Origin of the sequence: Streptomyces sp. Root1310, assembly GCF_001426425.1 — a bacterium.
Taxonomy (GTDB): Bacteria; Actinomycetota; Actinomycetes; order Streptomycetales; family Streptomycetaceae; genus Streptomyces.
Map to the genome: position 1 here is coordinate 1569977 of NZ_LMEQ01000001.1, position 25326 is coordinate 1595302.

The window sequence follows — 25326 nt, forward strand, 5'->3', positions numbered from 1 at the left end:
GGCATACGCGTCGGGCCACGCGCAACGCCCCCGCACCGGGATTCGCGTGCCTTGCGATCACGACGCGGTCACGATCCCCCGCTTGACAGCACAGGCGCCCTTGCCGAGCCCAGGCACCCGGCGTAGACCAGTGCTCACGGGACAGCGCTCGAACGTTCACGAGTCGACGAGGACGAAGAACGGGGCAGTGATGCGCAGCACGAGCAACACCATCCGGACACGCAGGACCGTGAAGGCGGCCGCCACGCTCCTGGCGGGAGCGCTCGCGCTCTCGCTCACGGCGTGCGGCAGCGACGACGACAACAGCGGCGGAGGCGAGAGCAGCGCCGGCGGCAAGGAATCCGGCGACACCCTCACCCTCCCCAAGCTCGACGGCACCACTCTCGAAGTGGCCGCCGTATGGACCGGCACCGAACAGGCGAACTTCAAGAAGGTCCTCGCCGAGTTCGAGAAACGCACCGGCGCGAAGATCACCTTCGTGCCCGCGCAGGACCCGATCATCAACTTCCTCGGCTCGAAGATCGCGGGCGGCTCACCGCCGGACGTCGCGATGCTGCCGCAGCCCGGCGCCATCAAACAGGCCGCCGACAAGGGCTGGGCCAAGCCGCTGGGCGCCGAGGCCCAGGCGGAGCTCGCGAAGAACTACTCGCAGGGCTGGCAGGACATCGGCAAGGTCGGCGACAAGCAGTACGGCGTCTACTACAAGGCCGCCAACAAGTCGCTGATCTGGTACAACGCCAAGGTCTTCGAGAACGCGGGCGCCACCGACCCCGCGACCTGGAAGGACCTGCTGACCACCGCGCAGACGGTGTACGACTCCGGCGTCACCCCGTTCTCGATCGGCGGCGCCGACGGCTGGACCCTCACCGACTGGTTCGAGAACGTCTACCTCTCCCAGGCCGGCCCGGAGAAGTACGACCAGCTCGCCCAGCACAAGATCAAGTGGACGGACCCCTCCGTGAAGGAGGCCCTGACCACCCTGGCCCAGGTCTGGGGCAAGAAGGACTGGGTGGCGGGCGGTGCGAGCGGCGCGCTCCAGACCGAGTTCCCCGCCTCGGTGACCCAGACCTTCACCGGCGGCGAGCAGCCGAAGGCGGCCATGGTCTACGAGGGCGACTTCGTCCAGGTCAACATCGCCGACACCAAGTCCGAGGTCGGCACGGACGCCAAGGTGTTCCCGTTCCCGAAGGTCGGCAGCACAGCGCCGGTGGTCTCCGGCGGTGACGCGGCCGTCATCCTGAAGGACTCCAAGGGCGCGCAGGCGCTGGCGACCTTCCTGGCCTCGCCGGACGCGGCGGAGATCCAGGCGAAGCTCGGCGGCTATCTCTCGCCGAACAAGAACGTCGATGTCTCCGTGTATCCGAACGAGGTCCAGCAGACGATCGCCAAGGCGCTGATCGCGGCAGGCGACGACTTCCGCTTCGACATGTCCGACCAGGCCCCGCAGGCGTTCGGCGGCACCCCCGGCAAGGGTGAGTGGAAGGACCTCCAGGACTTCCTGAAGAACCCGACGGACGTGGCCGGCACCCAGGCGAAACTGGAGTCGGACGCGACAGCGGCGTACGGGAACTGACGCGGAGATGACGACGCCCGCGGCGGCGGGGGCTCCCGGGGCCCCCGCTCCTCCCCGCTCGCGCAAGAGTGTGACCGGCACCCGAAGGACCGTGGCCGCGCTGTTCCTGCTGCCCGCCCTGGTGCTGCTCGGCGCACTCGTGGTCTACCCGATCGGGTACTCGGTCGTGCGCAGTTTCTACGACCAGTCCGGCGACGGCTTCGCCGGCGTCGACAACTACAAGGCCCTCTTCACGGACGAGGGCATCCGTACCGCGCTGAAGAACAACGTGATCTGGGTGGTGTTCGCGCCGACCGTCGCGACCGCCCTCGGTCTGATCTTCGCGGTGCTGACCGAACGGGTGCGCTGGGGCACCGCGTTCAAGCTCGTCGTCTTCATGCCGATGGCGATCTCGATGCTCGCCGCCGGCATCATCTTCCGGCTGGTCTACGACCAGGACCCGGACAAGGGCGTCGCCAACGCGGTGTGGGTGGGCGTCCACGACACGTTCGCCGAGTCGTCGGCGTTCCCCAAGGCCCACCCGGGCCGCGACTCGCCGCTGCGACCGCAGGACGGCGGCTTCATCACCGGGACGCCGGTCCGCACCGGCGTTCCCGTCGCCCTCCCGCTGGTCGGCGTCGCCCCCGACCAGATGCCCGGCAGCGCCGAGAAGGCCGTGGCGGCGCGGCCCGCACAGGGGAAGATCACCGGAACCGCCTGGCAGGACTTCACCCGCGGCAAGGGCGTCGGCACCCTCGGCGTGCCCGACCCGTCCGAACTGGGCTACGCCGGAATGACGATCGAGGCGGTGAAGGACGGCAAGGTGGTGGCCTCGACGAAGGCGGCCGACGACGGCACCTTCACGCTTCCCGGCAAGGCCGACGGCGCACAGCTCCGGCTGCCCGCGAGCAACTTCAAGGAGGCGTACAACGGTCTGGACTGGCTCGGCCCGTCGCTGGTCACGCCGGCCATCATCGGCTCGTACATCTGGATGTGGGCGGGCTTCGCGATGGTGCTGATCGCGGCCGGCCTGGCGGGGATCCCGCGCGAGCTGCTCGAAGCGGCCCGGGTGGACGGCGCCAACGAGTGGCAGGTGTTCCGCAGAGTCACCGTCCCGCTGCTGGCGCCGGTGCTCGCGGTCGTCGCCGTCACCCTGATGATCAACGTGCTGAAGGTCTTCGACCTGGTGTTCATCATCGCTCCCGGTTCCTCGCAGGACGACGCCAACGTGCTCGCCCTGGAGCTGTACCGCAAGGGCTTCTCCGAGGACCAGCCCGGCATCGCCAGCGCCATCGCGGTGTTCCTGCTGCTGCTGGTGATCCCGGTGATGTGGTTCAACGTGCGTCGGCTCAGGCGGGAGGTGCGGCGGTGACGGCGAGGACGGGGACGACAGGGACGACGGGGACGACGGGAACGACGGGAACTACAGGGACGCAGAAGCGGCTCGCGTGGGTCATGGAGAAGCTCAACGGCGGTCTGGTGCGCGCCTTCCTGATCGTCGTCGGCCTGTTCTGGCTGGTGCCGACCATCGGACTGCTCATCTCCTCGCTCCGCTCCCCCGAGGACATGAGCGCCGACGGCTGGTGGAAGGTGTTCGGCGAACCCTCCCAACTCACCTTCGACAGCTACCAGAAGCTGCTGGAGAACGGCGACATCACCAGCTCCCTGGTCAACACCGTGCTGATCACGGTGCCGGCGACGGTCCTGGTCGTCGTCATCGGCGCGCTCGCGGGCTACGCGTTCGCGTGGATGGAGTTCCCGGGCCGGGACTGGTGGTTCCTGGGCGTCGTGGGGCTGCTGGTCGTGCCCGTACAGGTGGCGCTCATCCCGATCGCCGAACTGTTCGGCAAGATCGGCCTGTTCGGGAACGTCCTGGGCGTGATCCTGTTCCATGTCGGGTTCGGACTGCCCTTCGCGGTGTTCCTGCTGCGGAACTTCTTCGCGGAGATCCCGCGCGAACTGCTGGAGGCGGCCCGTCTCGACGGGGCCGGTGAACTGCGGCTGTTCACCCGTGTCGTGATGCCGCTGGGCGGCCCCGCGATCGCGTCGTTGGGCATCTTCCAGTTCCTGTGGGTGTGGAACGACATGCTGGTCGCGCTGGTGTTCACCAACGCCGACAGCCAGCCGATCACGGTCGCCCTCCAGACGCAGGTACGGCAGTTCGGCAACAACATCGACGTGCTCGCGCCCGGCGCGTTCATCTCGATGGTGATCCCGCTGGCCGTGTTCTTCGCGTTCCAGCGGCAGTTCGTGTCCGGCGTGATGGCGGGCGCCGTCAAGTAGCAGGTCGGGCGGTCGCCGAGCCACCGGTGGAGTGGCCGGTGAATCGGCCGGTGCAGTGGCCGGTCGAGTGGCCGGTGGAGCAGGGGCGGGCCGGGTCATCGGCCCGCCCCTTTCCGTTCACCCGCAATTCCCCCGTATGCCGTACGAACCGTAACCAATTCACTCCATCGGCCGTTCCCGGGCAAGGCCCTGTCTTCCGTCCGCGCCGACCCATGGATGTGCCTTGCCCAGGTTCAGTGTCATCGTCCCCGCGTACAAGGTTCAGGCGTACCTGCACGAGTGCCTCGAATCGGTGCTGTCCCAGTCGTTCGCCGATCTCGAACTGATCGTCGTCGACGACCGTTCGCCGGACGCCTGCGGCGAGATCATCGACGAGTTCGCGGCCCGCGACGAGCGCGTGCGCGCCGTGCACCTGCCGGAGAACGTCGGCCTGGGGCAGGCCCGCAACGCCGGGCTGGAGCGGGCGACCGGCGACTACCTGCTGTTCCTGGACTCCGACGACACACTCACCCCCGACGCGCTGCGCGCGATCGCCGACCGGGTACGGGAGACGGACGAACCGGACGTCCTGGTCTACGACTACGCGAGCACGTACTGGTCGGGCAGGACCGTACGCAACCAGTTCGCGGCCCAGCTCTGCGAGGAGGGCCCCGCGCCCTTCCGGCTCGAGGACCGCCCGGGACTGCTCAGGGTGCTGATGGTGGCCTGGAACAAGGCCTACCGGCGGGAGTTCGTCGAGAGCGTGGGCCTGACCTTCCCGCCCGGCTACTACGAGGACACCCCGTGGACGTACCCGGCGCTGATGGCCGCCGAGTCGCTCGCGACGCTCGACCGGGTCTGCGTGCACTACCGCCAGCGCCGCCGGGGCAACATCCTGTCCACCACCAGCCGGGGCCACTTCGACGTCTTCGAGCAGTACGACCGGGTCTTCGCGTTCGTCGAGCAGCGGCCCGAACTCGCCCACTGGCGACCGGTGTTGTTCCGCCGCATGGTCGACCACCTCTCGACGGTCTTCACCAAGCGCGACCGGCTCCCGCGCGGTTCGCGCGCCGAGTTCCTGCGCAGGGCCCGCGCCCACTACCGCCGTTACCGCACCCCGGGCGTCCCGGTCCCGCTGCGCTCCCGGCTGCGGCACACGCTGGTCCACTTCGGCGTGCACCGCACCTACCGGGTGCTCCAGGCGTCGATGACCGTGCGCCGGCGCAGCCACAAGGCCGTCTCGAAACTCGCCCGCGCGCTGCGGGCGGCCGTCCTGCAGGCGCACTACCGCGTGCAGTTGAAGCTGCCGCTGCGCGCCGACCGGGCGGTCTTCGCCGCGTACTGGGGCCGCGGGCACAGCTGCAACCCGGGGGCGCTGGAGGCCGCGTTCCGTACCTTCGCGCCGCAGGTGCGCACGGCGTGGATCGCCCGCCCCGAACACGAGTCGGCCGTGCCGCCGGGCCCCCGCCGGGTGCGCCCCGGGACGGCCGCCTACTGGACGGCGCTGGCCCGCTCCAAGTACCTCGTGAACAACGTCAACTTCGACCGGCGGCTCGTCAAGCGTCCCGGCCAGGTCTTCGTGCAGACCCAGCACGGCACACCGCTCAAGCACATGGGCCTCGACCTCCAGGAGCGTCCGGCGGCCGCCCGCGACATGGACTTCGCCGAGCTGCTGAGGGGCGTCGACAAGTGGGACTACGTCCTGTCGGCCAACCGCCACACCACCCTCACCTGGGAGCGGGTCTACCCCGGGCGCTACGAGACCCTCGAGTACGGCTACCCGCGCAACGACGTCTTCCAGCGGGCGACCCCGGCGGACGTGACCCGGCTGCGTGAGTCCCTCGGCATCCCCCGCGACACGGTCGCCGTCCTCTACGCGCCCACCCATCGCGACTACCGCCGTGTCCAGCGCTCCCACCTCGATCTGGAGCGGGTCCTGCGCCGGCTGGGGCCCCGCTTCGTGATCCTGGCCCGCGCCCACTACTGGCAGGAGGCACCGGCCGGCCGGCCGGTGCCCGGCGTCATCGACGTCACCGACCACCCGAGCGTGGAATCCCTCTGCCTGGCCTCGGACGCCCTGGTCACCGACTACTCGTCCCTCATGTTCGACTACGCCGACCTGGACCGCCCGATCGTGATCCACGCCGACGACTGGGAGGCCTACGAGGCGGCCCGCGGCACCTACTTCGACCTGCGCGCCTGCCCGCCGGGCGCGGTCGCGCGCAGCGAGGACGAACTGATCGACATCTTCGCGACCGGTCACTGGCGCGGCTCCCGTTCCGCCCAGCTGCGGACCGCGTTCCGCGAGCGGTTCTGCCCGTACGGCGACGGCCGCGCCGCCGAGCGCGTCGTACGGCGGGTGGTCCGGGGCGAGACGCTGCTGCCCCCGGTCGTGCCGCTCGCCCAGCGCCGTCCGGTGCCTTCGGCCGCCGCCTCGGCGACGATGCCCGCGGGGCGCCCGGCGCTCGCCCATGTGCCACCGCCCGCCGGCCCGGTCCTCCCCGTCACCGACCGTCGCTGAACCTCCGTCCCCCCCAGGGGAGTTGCCATGCCCTCCGGCTCGTCACGGCCCACCCCGACCCGACCGTCCGGCTGCCGCCCGGCCGTACCGCCTGAAGAACACCGCCGGGACCGACTGCCCCGGTCCGAACGCCGCAGACCGACCGCCACGACCGCCGCAGACCGACCGCCACGGACCGACCGCCACGGACCGACCACCGCAGACCGAACCGCCGCAGGCCGACCGGCACGGTCCGACCGCCGAGACCGGACGCGGCGGACCGTCCGCCGCGGAGGCCACCGCGGACCGTCCGCCGCAACGACAGAGAAAGAGCAGCATGCCCCGCTTCAGCATCATCGTCCCGTCCCATGGGGTCGCGGGCCGGTTGTCCCTGGCGCTGGACTCCGTCCTGGCCCAGTCCTTCGGCGACTTCGAGCTGATCCCGGTCAGCGACGCGCCCGGCACCCCGGCCGCGGCCCTCGCCGCCGGGTACGCCCGGCGGGACTCCCGGGTGGCCCCGGTGCACTCGCCACCGTCCGCCGGGCTGAGCGGGGCGCGCAACACCGGGACGCGGGCGGCGACCGGCGCGTATCTGCTGTTCCTCGACGGCGACGACGTCCTCGCCCCGGGCGCCCTGGCCACGCTGGACGCCCGGCTGACCGAGACCGGTGACGTCGACGTCCTGTACGCCGAGCACGAGCGCACCCCCTGGTGGGACGGCGAGCCCACCAACCCGGCCGCCCCGCTGCTGGCGGGGGCGCCGAAGGACGCCTTCTCCCCCGCCGAGGCCCCGCACGTCACCGGCGTGCGACTGCCCGCCTGGGGCACCGTCTACCGGCGCGCCTTCGTCAACGAGCACCGGCTCGCCTTCCCCGACGGGCACTTCACGGACGTCGGCTTCGGCGGCCTGGTCACCGTGCACGCCCAGCGGATCGCGGTGCTGCGCTCGGTCGTCGTACGCCATCTGCTGCGGCGGCAGGGCAACCGGCTGAACCTGCCCGGCGCACACCATCCCGAGCTCCTGGACCGGACCGAGGCGGTACTGACCCGGGCGGCCGAACTCGGTCTGTCCGAGGACCGGTCGGGTGCCCTCTTCGAGCAGCTCTTCGCGGCCGTCCTGAAGACGGCCGCACATCCGGACCGGCTGACCGGGCGCCGCCGCCGGGCCTTCTTCCGCCGCGCGGGCCGGCTGTACCGGCGCCACCGCCCGGCCGGATTCCGCGGGCCGGGCGGCAGCCTGGGGGTGCAGCACCGGCTGCTGGCGGCCGGGGCCTACACGGCGTTCCGCGCGCTGCGCGGCGCCAACCGGAAGGCCGCGGGCGCCGTCGAGCGCCTCCCGCGTCCCCAGGGCCTGCGCACCCGCCTGTTCTACCGGCGCCGGCTGCGCCGTCGTATCGACCCGAACCTGGCGGTGTACTGCGCCTACTGGGGGCGCGGCTATGCGTGCAGCCCGGCCGCCATCCACGCGAAGGCCGCCGAACTCGCCCCGCACATCCGCTCGGTGTTCCTCGTCGAGGCCGACCAGACGCACGCGATGCCGGACGGCGTGGACCACGCGGTCATCGGCAGCCGCCGCTACTGGGAGGTCCTGGCCCGCGCCAAGTACCTCGTCAACAACGCCAACTTCGCGGAGGGCGTGGTCAAGCGCGAGGGCAGCGTGCATGTGCAGACCCAGCACGGCACCCCGCTCAAGAAGATGGGCGTCGACCAGTCGACGTACCCGGTCGTCGCCGCCACGACCGGCTCCTTCACCAAGCTGCTGGGCCGCGTGGACCGCTGGGACTACAACCTCTCCTCCAACACCCACTCCACCCAGATGTGGGAGCGCGCCTTCCCCGGCTCCTACGAGCAGCTGGAGTACGGCTATCCGCGCAACGACGTCTTCTACACGGCGACCGCGGCCGACGTGGCCCGGGTCCGGCGGGAGCTGGGGGTGCCGGAGGGCAGCACGGCCGTCCTGTACGCGCCCACCCACCGCGACTACCACACCGGTTTCGATCCGGGCCTGGACCTGGAGGCCTTCTGCCAGGCGGCGGGCGAGGACGTGGTCGTGCTGTTGCGGGCGCACTACTTCTACGACGGGGGCGGCCGGCGCGGCACCGGCCGGGTCATCGACGTCACCGGCCACCGCTCCTCCGAGGAGGTCTGCCTGGCCGCCGACGCACTGGTCACCGACTACTCGTCGATCATGTTCGACTACGCCAACCTGGACCGTCCGATCGTCGTCTACGCCGACGACTGGGACGTCTACCGGGAGACCCGGGGCGTCTACTTCGACCTGATGGAAGCCCCGCCGGGACCGGTCGCGCACACCCCCGAGGAGCTGGCCCGGGTGTTCCGCGACGGCTCGTACGCGGACTCCGGGTCCACCGCCCGCCGGGCCGCGTTCCGGTCCCGTTTCTGCCAGTTCGACGACGGCCGGGCCGCCGAACGCGTGGTGCGCCGGGTGCTGCTCGGCGAGCCTCCGGAGGCGATCGAGCCCGTGCGGCCGCTCGCCGAGCGCGTCCCGGCCCCCGCCGCCTCCACCCTCGTAAGGAGCTGACCTCCGCAGTGCCCCGCTTCAGCATCATCGTCCCCTGTTTCAAGGTGCAGGGCTTCCTGCGCGAGTGTCTCGACTCGGTCCTGGAGCAGTCGTACCGGGACATCGAGGTGATCGCCGTCGACGACCGCTCGCCCGACGGCTGCGGCGCGATCCTCGACGAGTACGGCGCCCGCGACGACCGTGTCCGGGTCCTGCACCTGCCGGAGAACGCCGGCCTCGGCCGCGCCCGCAACGCCGGTCTGCCGCTCGCGGGCGGCGACTACCTGTTCTTCCTCGACAGCGACGACACCCTCACGCCGGGCGCGCTGCGCGCGATGGCCGACCGGCTCGACGAGGCCGGCGACCCGGACGTGCTGGTCTTCGACTACGCGCGCACCTACTGGTGGGGCGGCACCCGCAGGAACGCCCTCGCCCACATCCTCGCGGAGGCGGGCGACGGCACCTTCACGGCCGTCGAACGCCCGGAGATCCTCGACCTGTTGATGGTCGTGTGGAACAAGGTCTACCGGCGGGAGTTCGTCGAGCGGAACGACTTCTCCTTCCCGCCCGGCTACTACGAGGACACCCCCTGGACGTTCCCGGTCATGCTCAGCGCGGAGCGGATCGCCACGCTGGACCGGATCTGCCTGAACTACCGCCAGCGGCGGCAGGGCAACATCCTGTCCACCACCAGTCGTAAGCACTTCGACATCCACGACCAGTACGAGCGGGTCTTCGCCTACGTCGACTCCCGCCCGGGACTGGCGAGTTGGCGGCCGTATCTGCACCGCAAGATGGGCGAGCACTGTCTCGACATCCTCGCCAAGCCGGACCGGCTGCCGCCGGCGGACAAGGGCGAGTTCTTCCGCCGCACGGCCGAGCTGTTCGCCCGTCACAAGCCGGCCGGTGAACCGGTGCCCGCCGAACTCCGGGTCCTGGAGGGCGGATACGCGGCCTACCGGATCAAGCGGAGGGCCGGGCAGACGGGCCGGGAGGTCGCCCGGCGCGGCGGGCAGGCGGGCCGGGCGGCCGCCGGGCGGCTGCGCCGGGGTCCGACCGCCCTGCGCGGGCACCGCTCGCCCGACCCGCGCCTCGTCCTGTACTCCGCGTTCTCGCACCGGGGCGTGCTGGGCGATCCCGGAGCCGTCTACGAGAAGGCGCGGGAGATCGCACCGCAGCTGCGCGGGGTGTGGGTGGTGCGCGACGAGGAGACGGCCGGGCGGCTCCCGGCGGGTGTGGAGCACGTGCTGCTCGACTCCCCCGCCTACCGCCGGGTCAGCGCGCGGGCCGGCTTCTTCGTCAACAACGTCAACTGGCCCGGCACCCTGGTCAAACGGCCCGGCAGCGTGCACATCCACACCCACCAGGGCACCCCGCTGAAGTACATGGCGGCCGACCTGCTCCAGCGGCCCGGCGCCCGGCACGGCGTGGACGTGCCGCAGATGCTGCGCCGCGCCGACCGCTGGGACTACAGCCTGGTCGCCAACCAGCACTCCGAGCTGGTGTGGGAGCGGGCGTACCCGTGCCACTTCACCTCGGTGCGGACCGGGAGCCCGCGCAACGACGTGCTGGTGAACGCCGGTGCGCAGGCGGGTCTCGCGGTCCGCGCGCGGCTGGGGATCCCGGCCGGTCACACGGTCGTGCTGTACGCGCCGACCCGCCGCGAGTACGTGCGGGGCGGGCACGTCGACCGGCTCGACCCGGCCCGGCTCGCCGCCGACCTGGGCGAAGACCACACCCTCGTCGTACGGCTGCACCCGTCGCTGGCGACCGGTCCGGCGCGCGGGGCGGGCCTGGCCGACCTGCACCGGCGCGGAGTGCTGGTGGACGCGACGGACGAGCCGAGCGTCGAGGACGTCATGCTCGCCTCCGACGTCCTGGTCACGGACTACTCGGCCCTGATGTTCGACTACGCCAACCTGGACCGGCCGATCGTCGTCCACGCAGACGACTGGGCCGCGTACACGGCGAGCCGGGGCGCCTACTTCGACATCACCGCCGACGCGCCCGGCCATGTCTCGCGCACCTACCGGGAGCTGGCCTGGCTGCTGGCCTCGGGCAGCTGGCGCGACGAGGAGTCGGCGCGGCTGCGGGCGGGCTTCCGGGAGCGGTTCTGCGCCTACGACGACGGACGGGCCGCCGAGCGGGTCGTCCGGCGGCTGCTGCTGGGCGAGGAGCTCCCCGAGCGGCTCCCCGCCGTCCCGAAGGTTCCCGCACCGGCAGGCGCCCGCGATCTGCTCGCCTCGACGTGACACCTCCGCTGCGCCCGCGCACCTGGGTGCTGGTCCTGGCCGCCGTGTTCGCGCTGCTCCAGCTCGCGAACGTGACCGGCCGGGACACCCCGGACACCAAGAACTACCTGTCGTACGCACTGAGTCTGCGCGGTGCGGACAAGCGCGAGGCTGCGGCCGCGACCATCGCCTACGTCTGCGCGGGCGAGGCCTCGGTCGCGGCCCGCCGGCAGAGCGTGGACGTGCTCCGCTTCGACGATCCCGACCCCGGCCGCCGGGTCGCCGCCGAGTGCCACGACCGGGAGTGGCGTGTCGTCGACGCGCGGCTGCGGGCGGGACAGACCGGCGGGCACACCGTGCCGTTCATGCCGGAGCGCTTCATGCGGATCTTCGAGGCGCGGCCCGGCTACCCGGTGTTCCTGCTGCCGTTCCTCACCTTGTTCGGCGTGACCTGGGGTGTGTGGCTGGCGGGTGTCGCGGTGACGGCGGCGGGCGGGGTGCTGGTGTTCCTCATCCTGCGCACCCGGCGCGCGCCGGCCTTCGTCTGTCTGACCGGGCAGGCCCTGTACTACGTGCTGCCGTGCGGGACGACCGCCATGCGCCCGATGACCGAGGGCCTGATGCTGGCGCTGACCCTGGCGGCGGTGTGGGGGTGTGCGCGGGCACTGGACGACGAGGTGCGGGCGGGGGCGTGGCTGGTCGGCGGTTCGCTGGCGGCCCTGTTCACCGTCAAGCACTCGCAGGCGCTGTTCCTCGGGCTGTGTCTGGCGGGCGCGGGCACGCTGATCGCCGTACGGCGCCGGCGGCGCGGCCGACCGGCCGGGCGGGGGGTGGTCGTGGTGGCCGTCGCGGGTGGTTTCGGGGTGCTGGGGACGCTGGTACTGGCGAGGCTGCTGCACTATCCGTCCGAGGCGGAGAGCCTGCAGGATCTGCTCACCCACCACTTCGACCGTCCGGACCGCGCGCGGGTGTGGCCGGAGTTCCTGCGTCTGCAGGGGAACTTCTGGGTGGAGTGGCTGCGCCGGCAGCTGTGGGAGCCGCTGTTCGTGGCCGCTCTGGCGGCCGGGGCGTGGGGTGTGACGCGGGGGCGGCGGCGGGCGTTCGGCGTCTTCGTGCTCGGCGCCGCCTGCACCGGGGTTCTCACCCAGGCCGGACACCCGGACATCGGCATCTGGGGCGACCGGTTGATCGTGCTGGCGTGGTTGCTGCCGGTGCTGGGGGTGCCGCTGCTGCTCGAGCCCGTGCTGCGGGGGCGGGTGGCCCTGCCGGCCCAGGAAGGCTCCGATCGGGCTCACTCCTTGAGGTGACTTTCGGCAAAGCCGTTGACCGGGCGGGAAGATACGGCCAATGCCCCTCTTTGCCCAGCCCGGACCCCGGTACGGTGCGCTGTCGCGTTCCCTTCCCGGCTCCCTGTTCGACTTCCTTCCCCGCGCGGCCCGGTCCGGCGCGGCCCGGTCCGGTGCGGCCGGATGCGGCGCGGCCCGGTCCGGTGCGCCGCGGTCCGGTGCCGTCCGTTGAGCTCCGGTGTCCAGACGCGGCGGCCCACGCTCGGTGCGACGGCCCTGCGCGGCGGTCGGGGGTGGCGGCCGTCCCCGTACCAGTCCCTCGGCTTCCTGTTCTGGCTGCTGATGTCGCTGGCGTACTGGCGGGTGCCGCAGTGCTGCGACGCCGGCCAGCACGCGGCGGTCGTCGAACGCCTGAAGGACCGTCTCCTGGACCCGCGGCACCCGATGGGCGACCTGCCGGGCGCGGGCAGCCCCTACTACTCGCCGTACGCGGTGGCGGAGGGTGCGTTCGCCCGGGTGAGCGGGCTGACGGGCTGGGCGGTGCTGCGGGTCGCCGGCCCGGTGAACCTGCTGGTGCTGCTGACCGGCATCGGCCGGTTCACGCGCGTGCTGACGCCGAGGCCGTGGGCGCCGGTGCTCGCGCTGGCGGCGATGACGCTGCTGTGGGGCACCGAGCGGGCCTGGTGGAGCGGCTACCTGGGCCTGATGTCGATGACCGGCAACCTCGGCTACCCGTCCACCTTCGCCATCGGGCTCACCTTCTGGGCGTGGGCCCTGGCGGGCACGCGCGCGCGTGACGCGCGCCGGGTGCGTTATGTGGGTCCGGGCGGGCTGCGCGGCTACACGGGGTACGTGGCCCTGGGCGTGCTGTACGGGGTGATCCTGCTGGTGCATCCGATCACGGCGGTCGCGGCGGTGTGCGGGGGTGCGGCCTTCCTCGTGGGGTGGCAGCGGGGGTGGCGGGCCGCGGTGGCCGCCCGGTGGGCGGTGGCGGGGGCCGTGGCGCTGCTGGTGGCCGCGGTCTGGCCGTACTTCGACGTGTTCGAGCTGGCCGGGGACGGCAGCGTGGACGCGATGCACCGGCGGCTGTACGACGATCTGCCGGGCCACTTCTGGCTGGCGCTGCCGGGGGTGCCGGCGCTGTGGGCGCGGGGCCGCCGCTCGGCGCGCGACCCGCTGGTGCTGATGTTCGCCCTGGAGTGCCTGGTGGTGGTGTACGGCTTCGTCAGCGGCCACTACACCTGCGGGCGGATCCTCGGGCTCACCCTGGTGCCGCTGCAGTTCGCCCTGGCCGTGGAGCTGGCGGTGCCCCGGCCCTGGCGGGTGGGGCGGCGGGTGCTGGGCGCGGTCGCGACGGGCGCGGCCTGCCTCGGTTTCCTCACGGTGCAGGCGGGGGCGGTCGTACCGCGCGCGCTGGACCCGGTCGGCTTCGAACCGCCGCCGCGCTGGCCCGCGTACGACTGGGCCGCGCGGCACATCGGGCCCGGCGAGGTGGTGGTCACCGACGGGTACTACGCGGTCCACACGATCGCCGGGTACGGGCCGAACCTGGCCGCGCCGGCCTGGCCGGACGCGGCCCTGGACGAACGGGAGCGGCTACGGCGGCTCGACGATGTCCGCACCTACCTCTCCCTCGGGTCGACCCGCGCCGAGCGGATGGGGATCGCCCATCGCTACCGCATCCGCTGGCTGCTGCTGACACGCTGGCACCCGGTGCCCGAGGAGGCCGTGGTGGTGGCGTGGAGCCGGCGGACGGGGGAGGTGCTGGCGCGGGTCGGGAGCCGCTGAACCGCCCGGAAGCGGTCGGCGACCACCCGTCGGCTACTCGATGACGATGTCGACCTCGATGTTGCCGCGGGTGGCGTTGGAGTAGGGGCAGACCTGGTGGGCGGTCTCGACGAGCTTGCGGCCGGTCGCCTCGTCCAGGCCTGCGGGCAGCTCGACGCGCAGCGTCACCTTGAGCCCGAAGCCCTCGCCCTGCTTGCCTATGCCGACCTCGGCGGTCACGGCGGCGTCGGTGACGTCGACCTTGGCCTGGCGTCCGACGAGACCGAGGGCGCTGCCGAAGCAGGCCGCGTAACCGGCGGCGAAGAGCTGCTCGGGGTTGGTGCCCTGACCGTTGCCGCCCAGCTCCACCGGAGGGGCCAGCTGGAGGTCGATCCTGCCGTCGGAGGAGACGGCGCGACCGTCGCGGCCGTGGGTGGCGGTGGCGACTGCGGTGTAGAGCGCGTCCATGGATGAACCATCCCTCTCGGAAGTCGTGTCGGGGGGTGGCCGGCCCTCGCGCCGTTCGCGTCCGGACCGCCTCACGGAGATAAGTAGAGCACACAATTCAGTTGTGCACAACTAAATGGCTCACTGGAGCTACCCTGGAGGACATGACCCCGCCGCCCACACCCGCAGCACAGGAGAACGCCGAGGAGAACTGGCTCCGCCTGGACAGCCAGATCTGCTTCTCCCTGCACGCCGCCTCGCGCGCCTTCAACGGCGTCTACCGCGTGATCCTCAAGGAACTCGGGCTGACGTACCCCCAGTACCTGGTGCTGCTCGTCCTGTGGGAGCACGGCGAACTGCCGGTCAAGAAGCTCGGCGAACATCTCCGCCTCGACTCCGGCACCCTCTCCCCGCTGCTCAAGCGGCTGGAGTCGGCCGGGCTGGTACGCAGGGAGCGCAGTTCCCGCGACGAGCGCTCGGTGGAGATCCGGCTCACCGAGGAGGGCACGGCCCTGCGCGAGCGGGCGCTGCTGGTGCCTCGCCGGATCGTTTCGGCGACCGGGTTCGACCTGGACGAGATCCGGGACCTGCGCGAGCACCTCGACCAGCTCACCTCGGCCCTCGACGCGGCGGCCCTGGAGGCGGAGTCGGAGCTCGGATGACGGCCGACCCGCACGCGCGACACCGGTGACGGACCGTTCGCGTCATCGGCGAGCGATTCGGCACCGATGAGCGTTCGGCGGCTTTTCGACCGACTTGCGATCCGCGCGTGGCGAAACGCCGGCTGCCGGGCCCGGCGGCCGTCCGCCTGACCTCACGCCGCACCACCCGGCGCCCGGGCCGCCGCCCTGTCCTACGCCCACCTGCGGCGCTCCGGCACCCCTCGCCCCGTCCCCGTCGCCGTCGCCGTCCACAGCCTCAGCGCCCGAGCCGAACACCTGCTTCACTTTGAGACGACAGGGCAGCCATTCATGCCATCACGCACCGTCACGGACGGGACTCACGAGGGGGAGGCCGCGGATGACCTGGTTGATCACGGGCGGCGCCGGATACATCGGGGCGCACGTCGTACAGGCGATGACCGAAGCGGGCGAGCGCGTCGTGGCCTACGACAATCTGTCCACGGGGATCGCCGAGCGCCTGCCGGACGGAGTGCCTCTGGTGGTGGGTTCGACGCTCGACGGACAGCGGATCGCGGACACCCTCGCCGAGCACTCGGTCACCGGCGTCATCCACCTCGCGGCGAAGAAGCAGATCGGCGAGTCGGTCGAGCAGCCCCTGCTGTACTACCGGGAGAACGTGGAGGGCCTGCGAGTCCTCCTGGAGGCGGTGACCGCCGCCGGGGTGTCGTCCTTCGTGTTCTCCTCCTCCGCCGCCGTGTACGGCATGCCGGACGTGGACCTGGTCACGGAGGACACTCCGTGCGCCCCGATCTCTCCGTACGGCGAGACGAAGCTGGCCGGGGAGTGGCTGGTGCGGGCGACGGGGCGGGCCACGGGCCTGTCCACAGCCTCACTGCGCTACTTCAACGTGGCCGGGGCGGCACGCGCCGACCTCGCGGACATCGGCGTGTACAACCTCGTCCCCATGGTGTTCGAGAGGCTGACCGAGAACGCCTCCCCGCACATCTTCGGCGACGACTACCCGACCCCCGACGGCACCTGCGTCCGGGACTACATCCACGTGGTCGACCTGGCGGAGGCCCATGTCGCCGCGGCCCACGCGCTCCGGGCCGGCCCCGGCCGCCGGCTGACCCTCAACATCGGGCGCGGCGAGGGCGTCTCGGTACGAGAGATGATCGACCACATCAACGCCGTCACCGGGTACGACCGGCCGGCCACCGTCACCCCGCGCCGCCCCGGTGACCCGGCACGCGTGGTCGCCTCCGCCGGCCGCGCCGCCGCGGAACTGGGCTGGAAGGCCGGACACGACGTCCACGACATGATCGTCTCGGCCTGGGAGGGGTGGGTCGGACTCCACCCGGAGGCGGCCCGGAAGTAGCGACGACGGGGAGGACCGGTGAGTCCCCGAGGGACGGGTGAGTCCCGGGGGACGGGTGAGCCCCGGGGGACGGGTGAGCCCCGGAGGGGTGCCGGTGAGCCCGGTGGGCCGGGTGGTGTCGGTGTGTCGGTGCACGGGTGGCGCCGGTGGGCCGGGTGGTGGCGGTGCACGGGTGGCGCCGGTGGGCCGGGTGGTGGCGGTGCACGGGTGGCGCCGGTGGGCCGGGTGGTGGCGGTGCRCGGGTGGCGCCGGTGGGCCGGGTGGTGTCGGTGCGCGGGTGGTGGCGGTGCGCGGGTGGTGGCGGTGCGCGGTGGTGCGGGGGGGGCCGGTGGTGCAGGTGGGCCGGGTCAGGCGTTGTTCAGGTAGGCCAGTACGGCCAGCACCCGCCGGTGTCCGCTGTCGCTCGGGGGGAGGCTCAGTTTCAGGAACACGTTGCCGATGTGTTTGCTGACGGACCGCTCGGTGATGACGAGGGTGTCGGCGATGGTGGTGTTGTCGCGACCCTCGGCCATGAGCTTCAGCACCTCGCGCTCGCGCGGGGTGAGCGAGTCCAGCGGAGAGTCGCGGCGGCGGGACAGCAGCTCCGTGACGACCTCGGGGTCGAGGGCCGTACCGCCGGCGGCGACCCGCTCCAGGGCGTCGAGGAACTCGTCCACCCTGCCCACCCGGTCCTTCAGCAGATAGCCGACCCCGCTCGCGCCTCCGCCCAGCAGTTCGGCGGCGTAGGACTCCTCGACGTACTGGGAGAGCACCAGCACCGGCAGGCCGGGAATCCTCTCGCGGGCCTCCAGCGCGGCCCGCAGCCCCTCGTCGCGGAACCCGGGCGGCATCCGTACGTCGAGCACCGCCACGTCCGGCCGGTGCCGCAGGAGCGCCGGCAGAACCTCGGGGCCGGAGCCGACGACGGCCACGACCTCGTGCCCGGCCGATGTCAGCAGCAGGACCAAACCCTCCCTGAGCAGGGCGTTGTCCTCGGCCATCACGATTCTCATGCCACCTCGGCTCCGGTCACGGCATCCGCGCCACTTACAGCGCCTTGATCGCCTCGGTGGTCGCACGAGCCAGCGCGCCCAGGTAGCCCTTGGGCAGCTTCGGGGTGCGGATCACCACCGAACGCCAGTAAAGCGGACCCGAGATCAGATCGAGCGCCAGCTCCTCGTTCAGCCCCGCGCGGACCTCGCCGCGCTGCTCCGCCGCCGCCACGATCTTCAGGGCGACCTCCTCCTGCCCCTGCTTCAGCGCCTTCTGCAGGGCCTCGGCGATCTCCGGGTTGCGGGCCGCCTCGGCCTGGAGGTCGGGGATGATCTGCGAGGCCACCGGATGCCGCAGGGCCCGGGAACTCACCTCGTAGAGCATCCGCAGATCGCCCTCCAGACTGCCCGTCTCCGGGGCCGACAGGCCCTGCACGGCGATCACCGAGACGATGTCGAGGACCAGGTGCAGCTTGGAGCGCCAGCGCCGGTAGACCGCGGTCTTGCCCACCCCGGCCCGGCGGGCGATCCCCTCGATGGACATCCGCGCGTAGCCGACGGTCGCGAGCTCCTCGAACACGGCGGCCCGGATGGCCTCCGTCACATCCTCGCGGAGCACGGCCGCGCCCGCGGGGGCCCGGCGGCGCGGGCGCACCTGGGGTCCATCGGCGTTCGTCGCGTTCGTCGTCATACGGACCAGCATAGGGCGTTACGACGAAACGGTTGCGTTCCGACGACGAAACGGCCTACTCTCACGTTGCGACGATACGGTCCCGTTCCGACGTAAGAGAACGTAAAGAAAAGCGTAAGGAAACGTCGAGCGGCCACGGAAACGCCGCCGCCCGCACCCCTTCCCCCCGAGCGAAAGCAGCGGATGTGAGTCAGGTCCTCCACACACCGCCCCAGACACAGGCCGCCCCCCACGGCGACCTCGCGGCTCTGGCCGCCCGTCACGGCCTCACGGTCAGCGGCGCCCGCCCGTCCCTGCCCGAGTACATCCGCCAGCTCTGGGCGCGCCGCCACTTCATCACCGCGTTCGCCACCGCCAAGCTCACCGCGACGTACGCCCAGGCAAAGCTGGGCCAGGTCTGGCAGGTGATGACCCCGCTGCTGAACGCGGCCGTCTACTACTTCATCTTCGGTGTCCTCCTCGACACCAAGAAGGGTGTGGCGGACTTCATTCCCTTCCTGGTCACGGGCGTGTTCGTGTGGACGTTCACCCAGACCTCGATCATGGCGGGCACCCGGGCCATCTCGGGCAACATCGGCCTGGTCCGGGCCCTGCACTTCCCGCGGGCCGCGCTGCCGATCTCGTTCTGTCTCCAGCAGTTGCAGCAGCTGCTGTTCTCGATGGCCGCCCTGGCGTTCATCCTGCTCGCCGTCGGCGTGCCGCCGGCCCTCTCGTGGCTCCTCGTGATCCCGGCCCTGACCCTGCAGTTCGTCTTCAACGCGGGTATCTCGATGGTCCTGGCCCGGCTGGGCGCCAACACCCCGGACATCGCCCAGCTGATGCCGTTCATCCTGCGCACCTGGATGTACATCTCCGGCGTGATGTGGAGCATCGACAACCTGCTCGACAAGCACGCCGGCCTGCCGACCTGGGTCGCCGACCTGCTGCGGGCCAACCCCGCCGCCGTCTACATCGACCTGATGCGCTTCGCGCTGATCGACAGCTTCCACGCCGGTCAGCTGCCGCCGCACGTGTGGCTGGTCGCGGCGGGCTGGGCGCTGCTCTCCGGTGTCGGCGGCTTCATCTACTTCTGGAAGGCTGAGGAGACGTACGGCCGTGGCTGACAACGCACCCCGCACAACGCCCGTCGACATCACCGACGAACGGGCCCCCACCGTCATCGCCGACAGCGTCGACATCGTCTACCGGGTCAACGGCACGGTCGGCGGCCGGGGCAGCGCGACCGCCGCCCTCAACCGCATCGTGCGCCGCAAGCAGGCCGACAAGGTGTCCGGCGTGCGCACCGTGCACGCGGTGAAGAACGTCTCCTTCGTCGCGTACAAGGGCGAGGCGATCGGCCTGATCGGGACCAACGGCTCCGGCAAGTCGACGCTCCTCAAGGCGATCGCCGGTCTGCTCCCGGTGGAGCGCGGCAGGATCTACACCGACGGCCAGCCCTCCCTCCTCGGCGTCAACGCGGCCCTGATGAGCGACCTGACCGGCGAGCGCAACGTCTACCTCGGCGGCCTGGCGATGGGCATGACCCGGGAACAGATCAAGGAGCGTTACCAGGAGATCGTCGACTTCTCCGGCATCAACGAGAAGGGCGACTTCATCTCCCTGCCCATGCGCACCTACTCCTCCGGCATGGGCTCCCGGCTGCGCTTCTCCATCGCCGCCGCCAAGGATCACGACGTCCTGCTCATCGACGAGGCCCTGGCCACCGGCGACGCCAAGTTCCGCAACCGCTCCGCCGAACGCATCCGTCAGATGCGCGAACACGCGGGCACGGTCTTCCTCGTCAGCCACAGCAACAGCTCGATCCTCGAGACCTGCGAACGCGCCCTGTGGCTGGAGCGCGGCGAACTGCGCATGGACGGACCCGCCGAGGAGGTCCTGAAGGAGTACGAGGCCTTCACCGGGGACGGCAAGGCGAAGAAGAAGCGCTGAGCGCAGCGGCCGCGCCCGAGGGCACGGCAAAGGGCGCCCCCCGGTCGATCGGGGGGCGCCCTTTCCTCGTCCTGCGGGCTGCGGATTGCGGGCTACAGCCGGCGGGCTGCGGCCTACCGGCGGCTACCGGCTACCGGGCACCGGCTGTCGCCTACCGCCTACGTGTGCGTCCGCAGCAGCGTACGCATCGTGCGCATGGCCACCGACAGGTTGGCGAGGTCGAACGTCTCCGAACTCTGGATCTCCTCCAGCGTGGTGCGCGCCCGGCCCAGGATCGCCGCGTTCTTCTCCTCCCACGCCTTGAAGCGCTGCTCCGGCGTCGAGGTGCCGTTGCCGACGGCCAGCACGTCCGCCGTCAGCGCCGCGTGGGCCGCGTACAGGTCCTCACGGATGGAGGCGCGGGCCATGGACTGCCAGCGGTCGGCCCGCGGCAGCTCGATGATGCGGTCCATGAGCTGGGCGATGTGCAGACGGTCGGCGAGGTCGTAGTAGACCTCGGCGACATCCAGCGGATCCCGCCCCATGCGGTCGGCAACCGAGACGATGTCCAGCGCCGGGAAGGCCGACGAGAACCCGGCCACCCGGGTGGCCAGCTCGTCCGGGACACCGGCGTCGGCCAGCTCGTCGTGGATCCGCTGCCACCACTCCAGATCCGCGCCCCGCAGCAGCTTCGTCAGCTGCGACCACACCTGCTCCACGCGTTCGGCGAAGAACTCGACGGTCTCGGCGAGCTGGAGCGGCTGCGGCCGGTTGTTCAGCAGCCAGCGCGTACCGCGCTCGACGAGCCGCCGCGAGTGCAGACGGATACGGGTCTGGACGTCGGCCTCGACCTTGTTGTCGAGCTGCTCCACCGCGTCCCACACCGGTGCCGAGCGGAAGATCGCCCGGGCCGCGGTCTGGGCCCGCACGATCTCCTCGAGCGAGGCGCCGGTCTCCTCCCGCAGCCGGTGCAGATACGTCGTACCGCCCGTGTTGACCGTGTCGTTGACCAGGACGGTCGTGGTGATCTCGCGGCGCAGCGGGTGGCTGTCGATGCCCTCGGGGAACCGCTCGCGCAACGCCGTCGGGAAGTACGCGTGCAGTAGGCCGCGCAGGTACGGGTCGTCTGGCAGCGAGGTGTGCAGCAGCTCGTCCGACACCGTGATCTTCGTGTAGGCCATCAGGACGGCCGTCTCCGGGCTGGTCAGCCCCTGACCGGCGCCCAGACGCTCACGGATCTGCCGGTCGGTGGGCAGGAACTCCAGGGCCCGGTCCAGGTGCTTCTCCCTGACCAGGTGGCGCATGAAGCGCTGCTGGGCGTGGAGCATGTCCTTGGACTGGGCGAGCGCGTTGGCGATCGCCGTGTTCTGCGCGTAGTTGTTGCGCAGCACGAGAGCGCCGACCTCGTCGGTCATCTCCGCGAGCACCTTGTTGCGCTGCTTGACGGTCATGTCGCCCTCGCCGACCAGACCGTTGAGCAGGATCTTGATGTTCACCTCGTGGTCGGAGGTGTCCACGCCCGCGCTGTTGTCGATGGCATCCGTGTTGATCTTGCCGCCGTGCAGCGCGAACTCGATCCGGCCGAGCTGGGTCAGCCCCAGGTTGCCGCCCTCGCCGACGACCCTGACCCGCAGGTCGGCGCCGTCCACCCGGATCGGGTCGTTGGCCTTGTCGCCGACGTCGGCGTTCGACTCCGCACCGGACTTCACGTACGTGCCGATGCCGCCGTTCCACAGCAGGTCCACCTGCGCCCGCAGGATCGCCTTCATCAGGTCGGCCGGGGTCAGCTTGGTGACGGCCCCCTCGATGCCCAGCGCCTCGCGGATGTGCGCGTTGACCGGGATCGCCTTCGCCGTCCGCGGGAAGACGCCGCCGCCCGCGGAGATCAGGTCGCCGTTGTAGTCGGCCCAGCTGGAGCGGGGCAGCTCGAACAGCCGGCGGCGCTCGGCGTACGAGGTCGCCGCGTCCGGATTCGGGTCGATGAAGATGTGCCGGTGGTCGAAGGCGGCGATCAGCCGGATGTGCTCGCTGAGCAGCATGCCGTTGCCGAACACGTCACCGGACATGTCACCGACGCCGACGACCGTGAAGTCCTCGGCCTGGGTGTCCACGCCCAGCTCCCGGAAGTGCCGCTTCACGGACTCCCAGGCACCGCGCGCGGTGATGCCCATGCCCTTGTGGTCGTAGCCGGCCGAGCCGCCGGAGGCGAAGGCGTCACCGAGCCAGAAGTTGTACGACTCCGCGACCTGGTTGGCGATGTCGGAGAACGTCGCCGTGCCCTTGTCGGCGGCCACCACCAGGTAGGTGTCGTCCTCGTCGTGCCGCACGACGTCGGCCGGCGGCACGACCTCCCCGCCGACCAGGTTGTCGGTGATGTCGAGCAGCGCCGAGATGAACGTCTTGTAGCTGGCGATTCCCTCGGCCAGCCACGCGTCACGGTCCACGCCCGGGTCGGGCAGCTGCTTGGCGACGAAGCCGCCCTTGGCGCCGACCGGCACGATGACGGTGTTCTTCACCATCTGCGCCTTCACCAGGCCGAGCACCTCGGTACGGAAGTCCTCACGCCGGTCGGACCAGCGCAGACCACCGCGCGCGACCTTCCCGAACCGCAGGTGCACGCCCTCCACCTGGGGCGAGTACACCCAGATCTCGAACGCCGGACGGGGCGCCGGCAGGTCCGGGATGGCCTGCGGGTCGAACTTCATGGACACGTAGTCGTGCGGCTCGCCGCCCGCGCGCTCCTGGAAGAAGTTCGTCCGCAGGGTCGCCTTGATGACCGTGAGGAAGGACCGCAGGATCCGGTCCTCGTCGAGCGAGGCCACCTCGTCGAGGGCGGCGTCCAGCTCCTCGAGCAGCGCGTCGACGATCTCGTGCCCGGCACGCTGCCGGTCCGGCGACATCCGCGCCTCGAACAGCGACACGAGCAGCCGGGTGGTGTGGACATTGGTCCGGAGGGTGTCCTCCATGTAGTCCTGGCTGAACGTGGAACCGGCCTGACGCAGGTACTTGGCGTACGCACGCAGCACCATCGCCTGCCGCCAGTGCAGCCCGGCACCCAGCACCAGCGCGTTGAACCCGTCGTTCTCCGCCTTGCCGGTCCAGGTCGCCGAGAACGCCTCCTGGAACCGCTCACGCCCGTCGTCACCGAGGAAGTCCCCACCGGGGCCCGCCAGCGACTTGGGGATACGCAGACCGAAGTCGTAGATCCAGGCGTTGCTGCGGTCGGCGCAGCGCAGTTCGTACGGCCGCTCGTCGATCACCTCGACGCCGAGCCGGTTCAGAACCGGCAGCACGGCCGACAGGGAGATCGCGTCACCCTTGCGGTAGATCTTGAAGCGGCGCTCGTCGGGCGCGGCGCCCACCGGCTCGTACAGGCTGAGCGAGAAGTTGTGCTCCTCGGTGAGCCGCTCCAGATGGCACAGGTCGGCGACGGCGGAACGCGGGCTGTGGTCGGCCTTGTAGCCCTCGGCGAAGGCGTTGTTGTAGCGCCGCAGCAGCTCCGCGGCCCGCTCCTCGCCGAGTTCGGCGTTGAGCGCCTCCTGGAACGCGTCGGCCCAGGAACGCGCCGCCTCGACGAGCCGCGCCTCGATGCGCTCCTTGTCGGCGTCGGACAGCTCCGGCAGCTCGGTGCCCTGCGGGACCCGCACGACGAAGTGCAGCCGGGACAGGATCGACTCGGTGTTCCAGGCGGTGAAGTCGACGTTCGTCCCGCCCAGCTCCTCCTTGAGGATGTCGATGATCCGCAGCCGCACGCCCGTGGTGTACCGGTCGCGGGGCAGGTAGACGATCGCCGAGTAGTAGCGCCCGTACTCGTCCTGCCGCAGGTACAGCCGCAGCCGGCGCCGCTCCTGGAGATAGAGCACGGACGTGACGATGGACCGCAGTTCGTCCACCGGCGTCTGGAAGAGCTCGTCGCGCGGGTAGGTCTCCATGATCTGGAGCAGGTCGCGCCCGTCGTGGCTGTTGGGCGAGAACCCGGCGCCCTTCAGCACGGCCTCGACCTTGCGCCGCACGACCGGCACCCGCACCACGGACTCGGTGTAGGCCGCGGAGGAGAACAGCCCGAGGAACCGCCGCTCCCCGACGACGTTCCCGTCCTTGTCGAACTTCTTCACACCGACGTAGTCCAGGTAGGACGGCCGGTGCACGGTGGCCCTGCTGTTCGCCTTGGTCAGCACCAGCAGCTTGTGCTCACGCGCCTTGGCGCGGGCGTCGGCGGGCAGCCGCTCGAAGGAGGGGCTGACGGGGTGGCTGTGGTGGCTGTCGGGGTCGGCGTGCTGGGGATCGGAGCGCAGAATGCCGAGCCCGGTGCCGGGCACGGCCGTGAGGGAGTCGTCCCCGCGCAGCTGGTACTCCCGGTAGCCGAGGAACGTGAAGTGGTCGGCGGCCAGCCAGCGCAGCAGCTCACGGGCCTCGTCGACCTCGGGCCGGGCCAGATCACCGGGGACGGGCTCCTCCTGGAGGTGATCGGCGACCCGCAGCGCGGTGTCCCGCATCTTCTCCCAGTCCTCGACGGACTCCCGGACGTCGGACAGGACGCGCACCAGGTCGGCGGTGATCTGCTTCAGGTCGGCCCGGTCGGTCTCACGGTCGATCTCGACGTGGATCCACGACTCGACATGCCCGTCGTGCGGCAGGTCCCCCGCGGCGGGCGGGGAGCTGAGCACCTCGATGAGCTTGCCGGCCACATCACGCCGCACGACGACCTGCGGGTGGATGACGAGGTGGATCCCCCGCCCCTGCCGGGTCAGCTCGTTGGTGACGGAGTCGACGAGGAAGGGCATGTCGTCTGTGACGACCTCGACGACCGAGTGGCTGCACGTCCACCCGTTCCCCTCGACGGTCGGCGTGTGGACCCGTACGTTGGCCGTCCCCTGCGGCCGGTTCTCGGCCAGCCGGTAGTGCGAGAGCGCGGCCCCGAAGACATCGACCGGGTCACGGCCGCTCAGGTCCTCCGGGGCGGTGTGCAGGTAGTAGCGCTGGAGGAACGCGAGGAGGGAGTCGTGGTCCGGGGTCCCCGGAGTACCGCCACCCTCGCCCGTCGTCCCAGTCGGTAGATGCCCCCCGACCGGGCTGTTCTCAGCGACCCGCGCCGCCCTCTCGAGCAGCTCGGCCTTGGCTTCGTCCAGCTTGGTCTGCATTGTCCTCTGGCTCCTGTCGCGCGCCGTTGCGTGACGTAGAAGGAAGTA

16 protein-coding genes are annotated in these 25326 nt (G+C 71.3%); 12 read left to right on the top strand and 4 right to left on the bottom strand.

From position 1 onward, the window contains the following. Nucleotides 1–190: 190 nt before the first annotated feature. The 8 genes from ASD48_RS06805 to ASD48_RS06840 all read left to right on the top strand — a co-directional run bounded on the left by ASD48_RS06805 (nt 191) and on the right by ASD48_RS06840 (nt 14140). Nucleotides 191–1573 carry an ABC transporter substrate-binding protein gene (locus ASD48_RS06805; protein WP_057600464.1) on the top strand — a complete coding sequence of 461 codons (1383 nt, stop codon included), beginning with the start codon at nt 191–193 and terminating at the stop codon, nt 1571–1573. 7 nt (nt 1574–1580) lie between these two features. After that, nucleotides 1581–2924 (top strand): sugar ABC transporter permease, encoded by a 1344-nt coding sequence (locus ASD48_RS06810; RefSeq protein WP_079073632.1) that lies wholly within the window; start codon nt 1581–1583, stop codon nt 2922–2924. Nucleotides 2925–3007: 83 nt separating this feature from the next. Continuing rightward, entirely contained in the window at nt 3008–3835 is an 828-nt protein-coding gene (locus ASD48_RS06815; RefSeq protein WP_057600466.1) for a carbohydrate ABC transporter permease, read from the top strand. Nucleotides 3836–4058: 223 nt separating this feature from the next. Then, nucleotides 4059–6335: a bifunctional glycosyltransferase family 2 protein/CDP-glycerol:glycerophosphate glycerophosphotransferase gene (locus ASD48_RS06820; RefSeq protein WP_057600467.1), complete on the top strand. Its 2277-nt coding sequence runs from the start codon at nt 4059–4061 to the stop codon at nt 6333–6335. 316 nt (nt 6336–6651) lie between these two features. Further along, nucleotides 6652–8856 carry a bifunctional glycosyltransferase/CDP-glycerol:glycerophosphate glycerophosphotransferase gene (locus ASD48_RS06825; protein WP_057600468.1) on the top strand — a complete coding sequence of 735 codons (2205 nt, stop codon included), beginning with the start codon at nt 6652–6654 and terminating at the stop codon, nt 8854–8856. 8 nt (nt 8857–8864) lie between these two features. Next, nucleotides 8865–11087, top strand: coding sequence for a bifunctional glycosyltransferase/CDP-glycerol:glycerophosphate glycerophosphotransferase (locus tag ASD48_RS06830; protein ID WP_057600469.1), 2223 nt, complete (start codon nt 8865–8867; stop codon nt 11085–11087). Between the two features lie 8 nt (nt 11088–11095). Beyond that, the gene (locus ASD48_RS06835; protein ID WP_057601046.1) at nt 11096–12373 is read left to right on the top strand and encodes a hypothetical protein; all 1278 of its coding nucleotides are present in this window, start codon (nt 11096–11098) and stop codon (nt 12371–12373) included. A gap of 207 nt (nt 12374–12580) precedes the next feature. Further along, complete coding sequence (locus tag ASD48_RS06840) at nt 12581–14140, top strand: hypothetical protein (RefSeq protein WP_057601047.1); 1560 nt, start codon at nt 12581–12583, stop codon at nt 14138–14140. A gap of 33 nt (nt 14141–14173) precedes the next feature. Here the strand turns inward: ASD48_RS06840 and ASD48_RS06845 are convergent, their stop codons facing one another. Further along, a complete protein-coding gene (locus tag ASD48_RS06845; RefSeq protein ID WP_057600470.1) occupies nt 14174–14587 on the bottom strand; it encodes an organic hydroperoxide resistance protein in 414 nt (137 codons plus the stop codon). Between the two features lie 143 nt (nt 14588–14730). Between ASD48_RS06845 and ASD48_RS06850 the strand changes: the two genes are divergently transcribed. Both ASD48_RS06850 and galE read left to right on the top strand, forming a co-directional pair. Beyond that, a complete protein-coding gene (locus ASD48_RS06850; RefSeq protein WP_057600471.1) occupies nt 14731–15228 on the top strand; it encodes a MarR family transcriptional regulator in 498 nt (165 codons plus the stop codon). A 358-nt stretch (nt 15229–15586) separates the two neighbouring features. After that, nucleotides 15587–16567: a UDP-glucose 4-epimerase GalE gene (galE, locus tag ASD48_RS06855; RefSeq protein ID WP_057600472.1), complete on the top strand. Its 981-nt coding sequence runs from the start codon at nt 15587–15589 to the stop codon at nt 16565–16567. 347 nt (nt 16568–16914) lie between these two features. On the opposite strand, the gene ASD48_RS06860 is transcribed toward galE, so the two are convergent. Both ASD48_RS06860 and ASD48_RS06865 read right to left on the bottom strand, forming a co-directional pair. After that, on the bottom strand, nt 16915–17559 hold the full coding sequence (locus ASD48_RS06860) for a response regulator transcription factor (protein ID WP_057600473.1): 645 nt from the start codon (nt 17557–17559) through the stop codon (nt 16915–16917). A gap of 34 nt (nt 17560–17593) precedes the next feature. After that, on the bottom strand, nt 17594–18241 hold the full coding sequence (locus ASD48_RS06865; protein ID WP_057600474.1) for a TetR/AcrR family transcriptional regulator: 648 nt from the start codon (nt 18239–18241) through the stop codon (nt 17594–17596). Nucleotides 18242–18414: 173 nt separating this feature from the next. On the opposite strand from ASD48_RS06865, the gene ASD48_RS06870 reads away from it, so the two are divergent. Next, on the top strand, nt 18415–19332 hold the full coding sequence (locus ASD48_RS06870; protein WP_057600475.1) for an ABC transporter permease: 918 nt from the start codon (nt 18415–18417) through the stop codon (nt 19330–19332). After that, entirely contained in the window at nt 19325–20158 is an 834-nt protein-coding gene (locus tag ASD48_RS06875) for an ABC transporter ATP-binding protein (protein WP_057600476.1), read from the top strand. The genes ASD48_RS06870 and ASD48_RS06875 overlap by 8 nt, the downstream gene beginning before the upstream one ends. Before the next feature lie 158 nt (nt 20159–20316). On the opposite strand, the gene ASD48_RS06880 is transcribed toward ASD48_RS06875, so the two are convergent. Beyond that, nucleotides 20317–25278 carry an NAD-glutamate dehydrogenase gene (locus ASD48_RS06880; protein WP_057600477.1) on the bottom strand — a complete coding sequence of 1654 codons (4962 nt, stop codon included), beginning with the start codon at nt 25276–25278 and terminating at the stop codon, nt 20317–20319. Between the last annotated feature and the right edge of the window lie 48 nt (nt 25279–25326).

Excerpts from the sequence above, each read along its gene's own strand:
- ASD48_RS06850 (WP_057600471.1), top strand. The coding sequence starts at position 14,731 with ATGACCCCGCCGCCCACACCCGCAGCACAGGAGAACGCCGAGGAGAAC.
- ASD48_RS06880 (WP_057600477.1), bottom strand. The coding sequence starts at position 25,278 with ATGCAGACCAAGCTGGACGAAGCCAAGGCCGAGCTGCTCGAGAGGGCG.
- ASD48_RS06810 (WP_079073632.1), top strand. The coding sequence starts at position 1,581 with ATGACGACGCCCGCGGCGGCGGGGGCTCCCGGGGCCCCCGCTCCTCCC.
- galE (WP_057600472.1), top strand. The coding sequence starts at position 15,587 with ATGACCTGGTTGATCACGGGCGGCGCCGGATACATCGGGGCGCACGTC.
- ASD48_RS06815 (WP_057600466.1), top strand. The coding sequence starts at position 3,008 with ATGGAGAAGCTCAACGGCGGTCTGGTGCGCGCCTTCCTGATCGTCGTC.
- ASD48_RS06805 (WP_057600464.1), top strand. The coding sequence starts at position 191 with ATGCGCAGCACGAGCAACACCATCCGGACACGCAGGACCGTGAAGGCG.
- ASD48_RS06845 (WP_057600470.1), bottom strand. The coding sequence starts at position 14,587 with ATGGACGCGCTCTACACCGCAGTCGCCACCGCCACCCACGGCCGCGAC.
- ASD48_RS06825 (WP_057600468.1), top strand. The coding sequence starts at position 6,652 with ATGCCCCGCTTCAGCATCATCGTCCCGTCCCATGGGGTCGCGGGCCGG.
- ASD48_RS06865 (WP_057600474.1), bottom strand. The coding sequence starts at position 18,241 with ATGCTGGTCCGTATGACGACGAACGCGACGAACGCCGATGGACCCCAG.
- ASD48_RS06860 (WP_057600473.1), bottom strand. The coding sequence starts at position 17,559 with ATGAGAATCGTGATGGCCGAGGACAACGCCCTGCTCAGGGAGGGTTTG.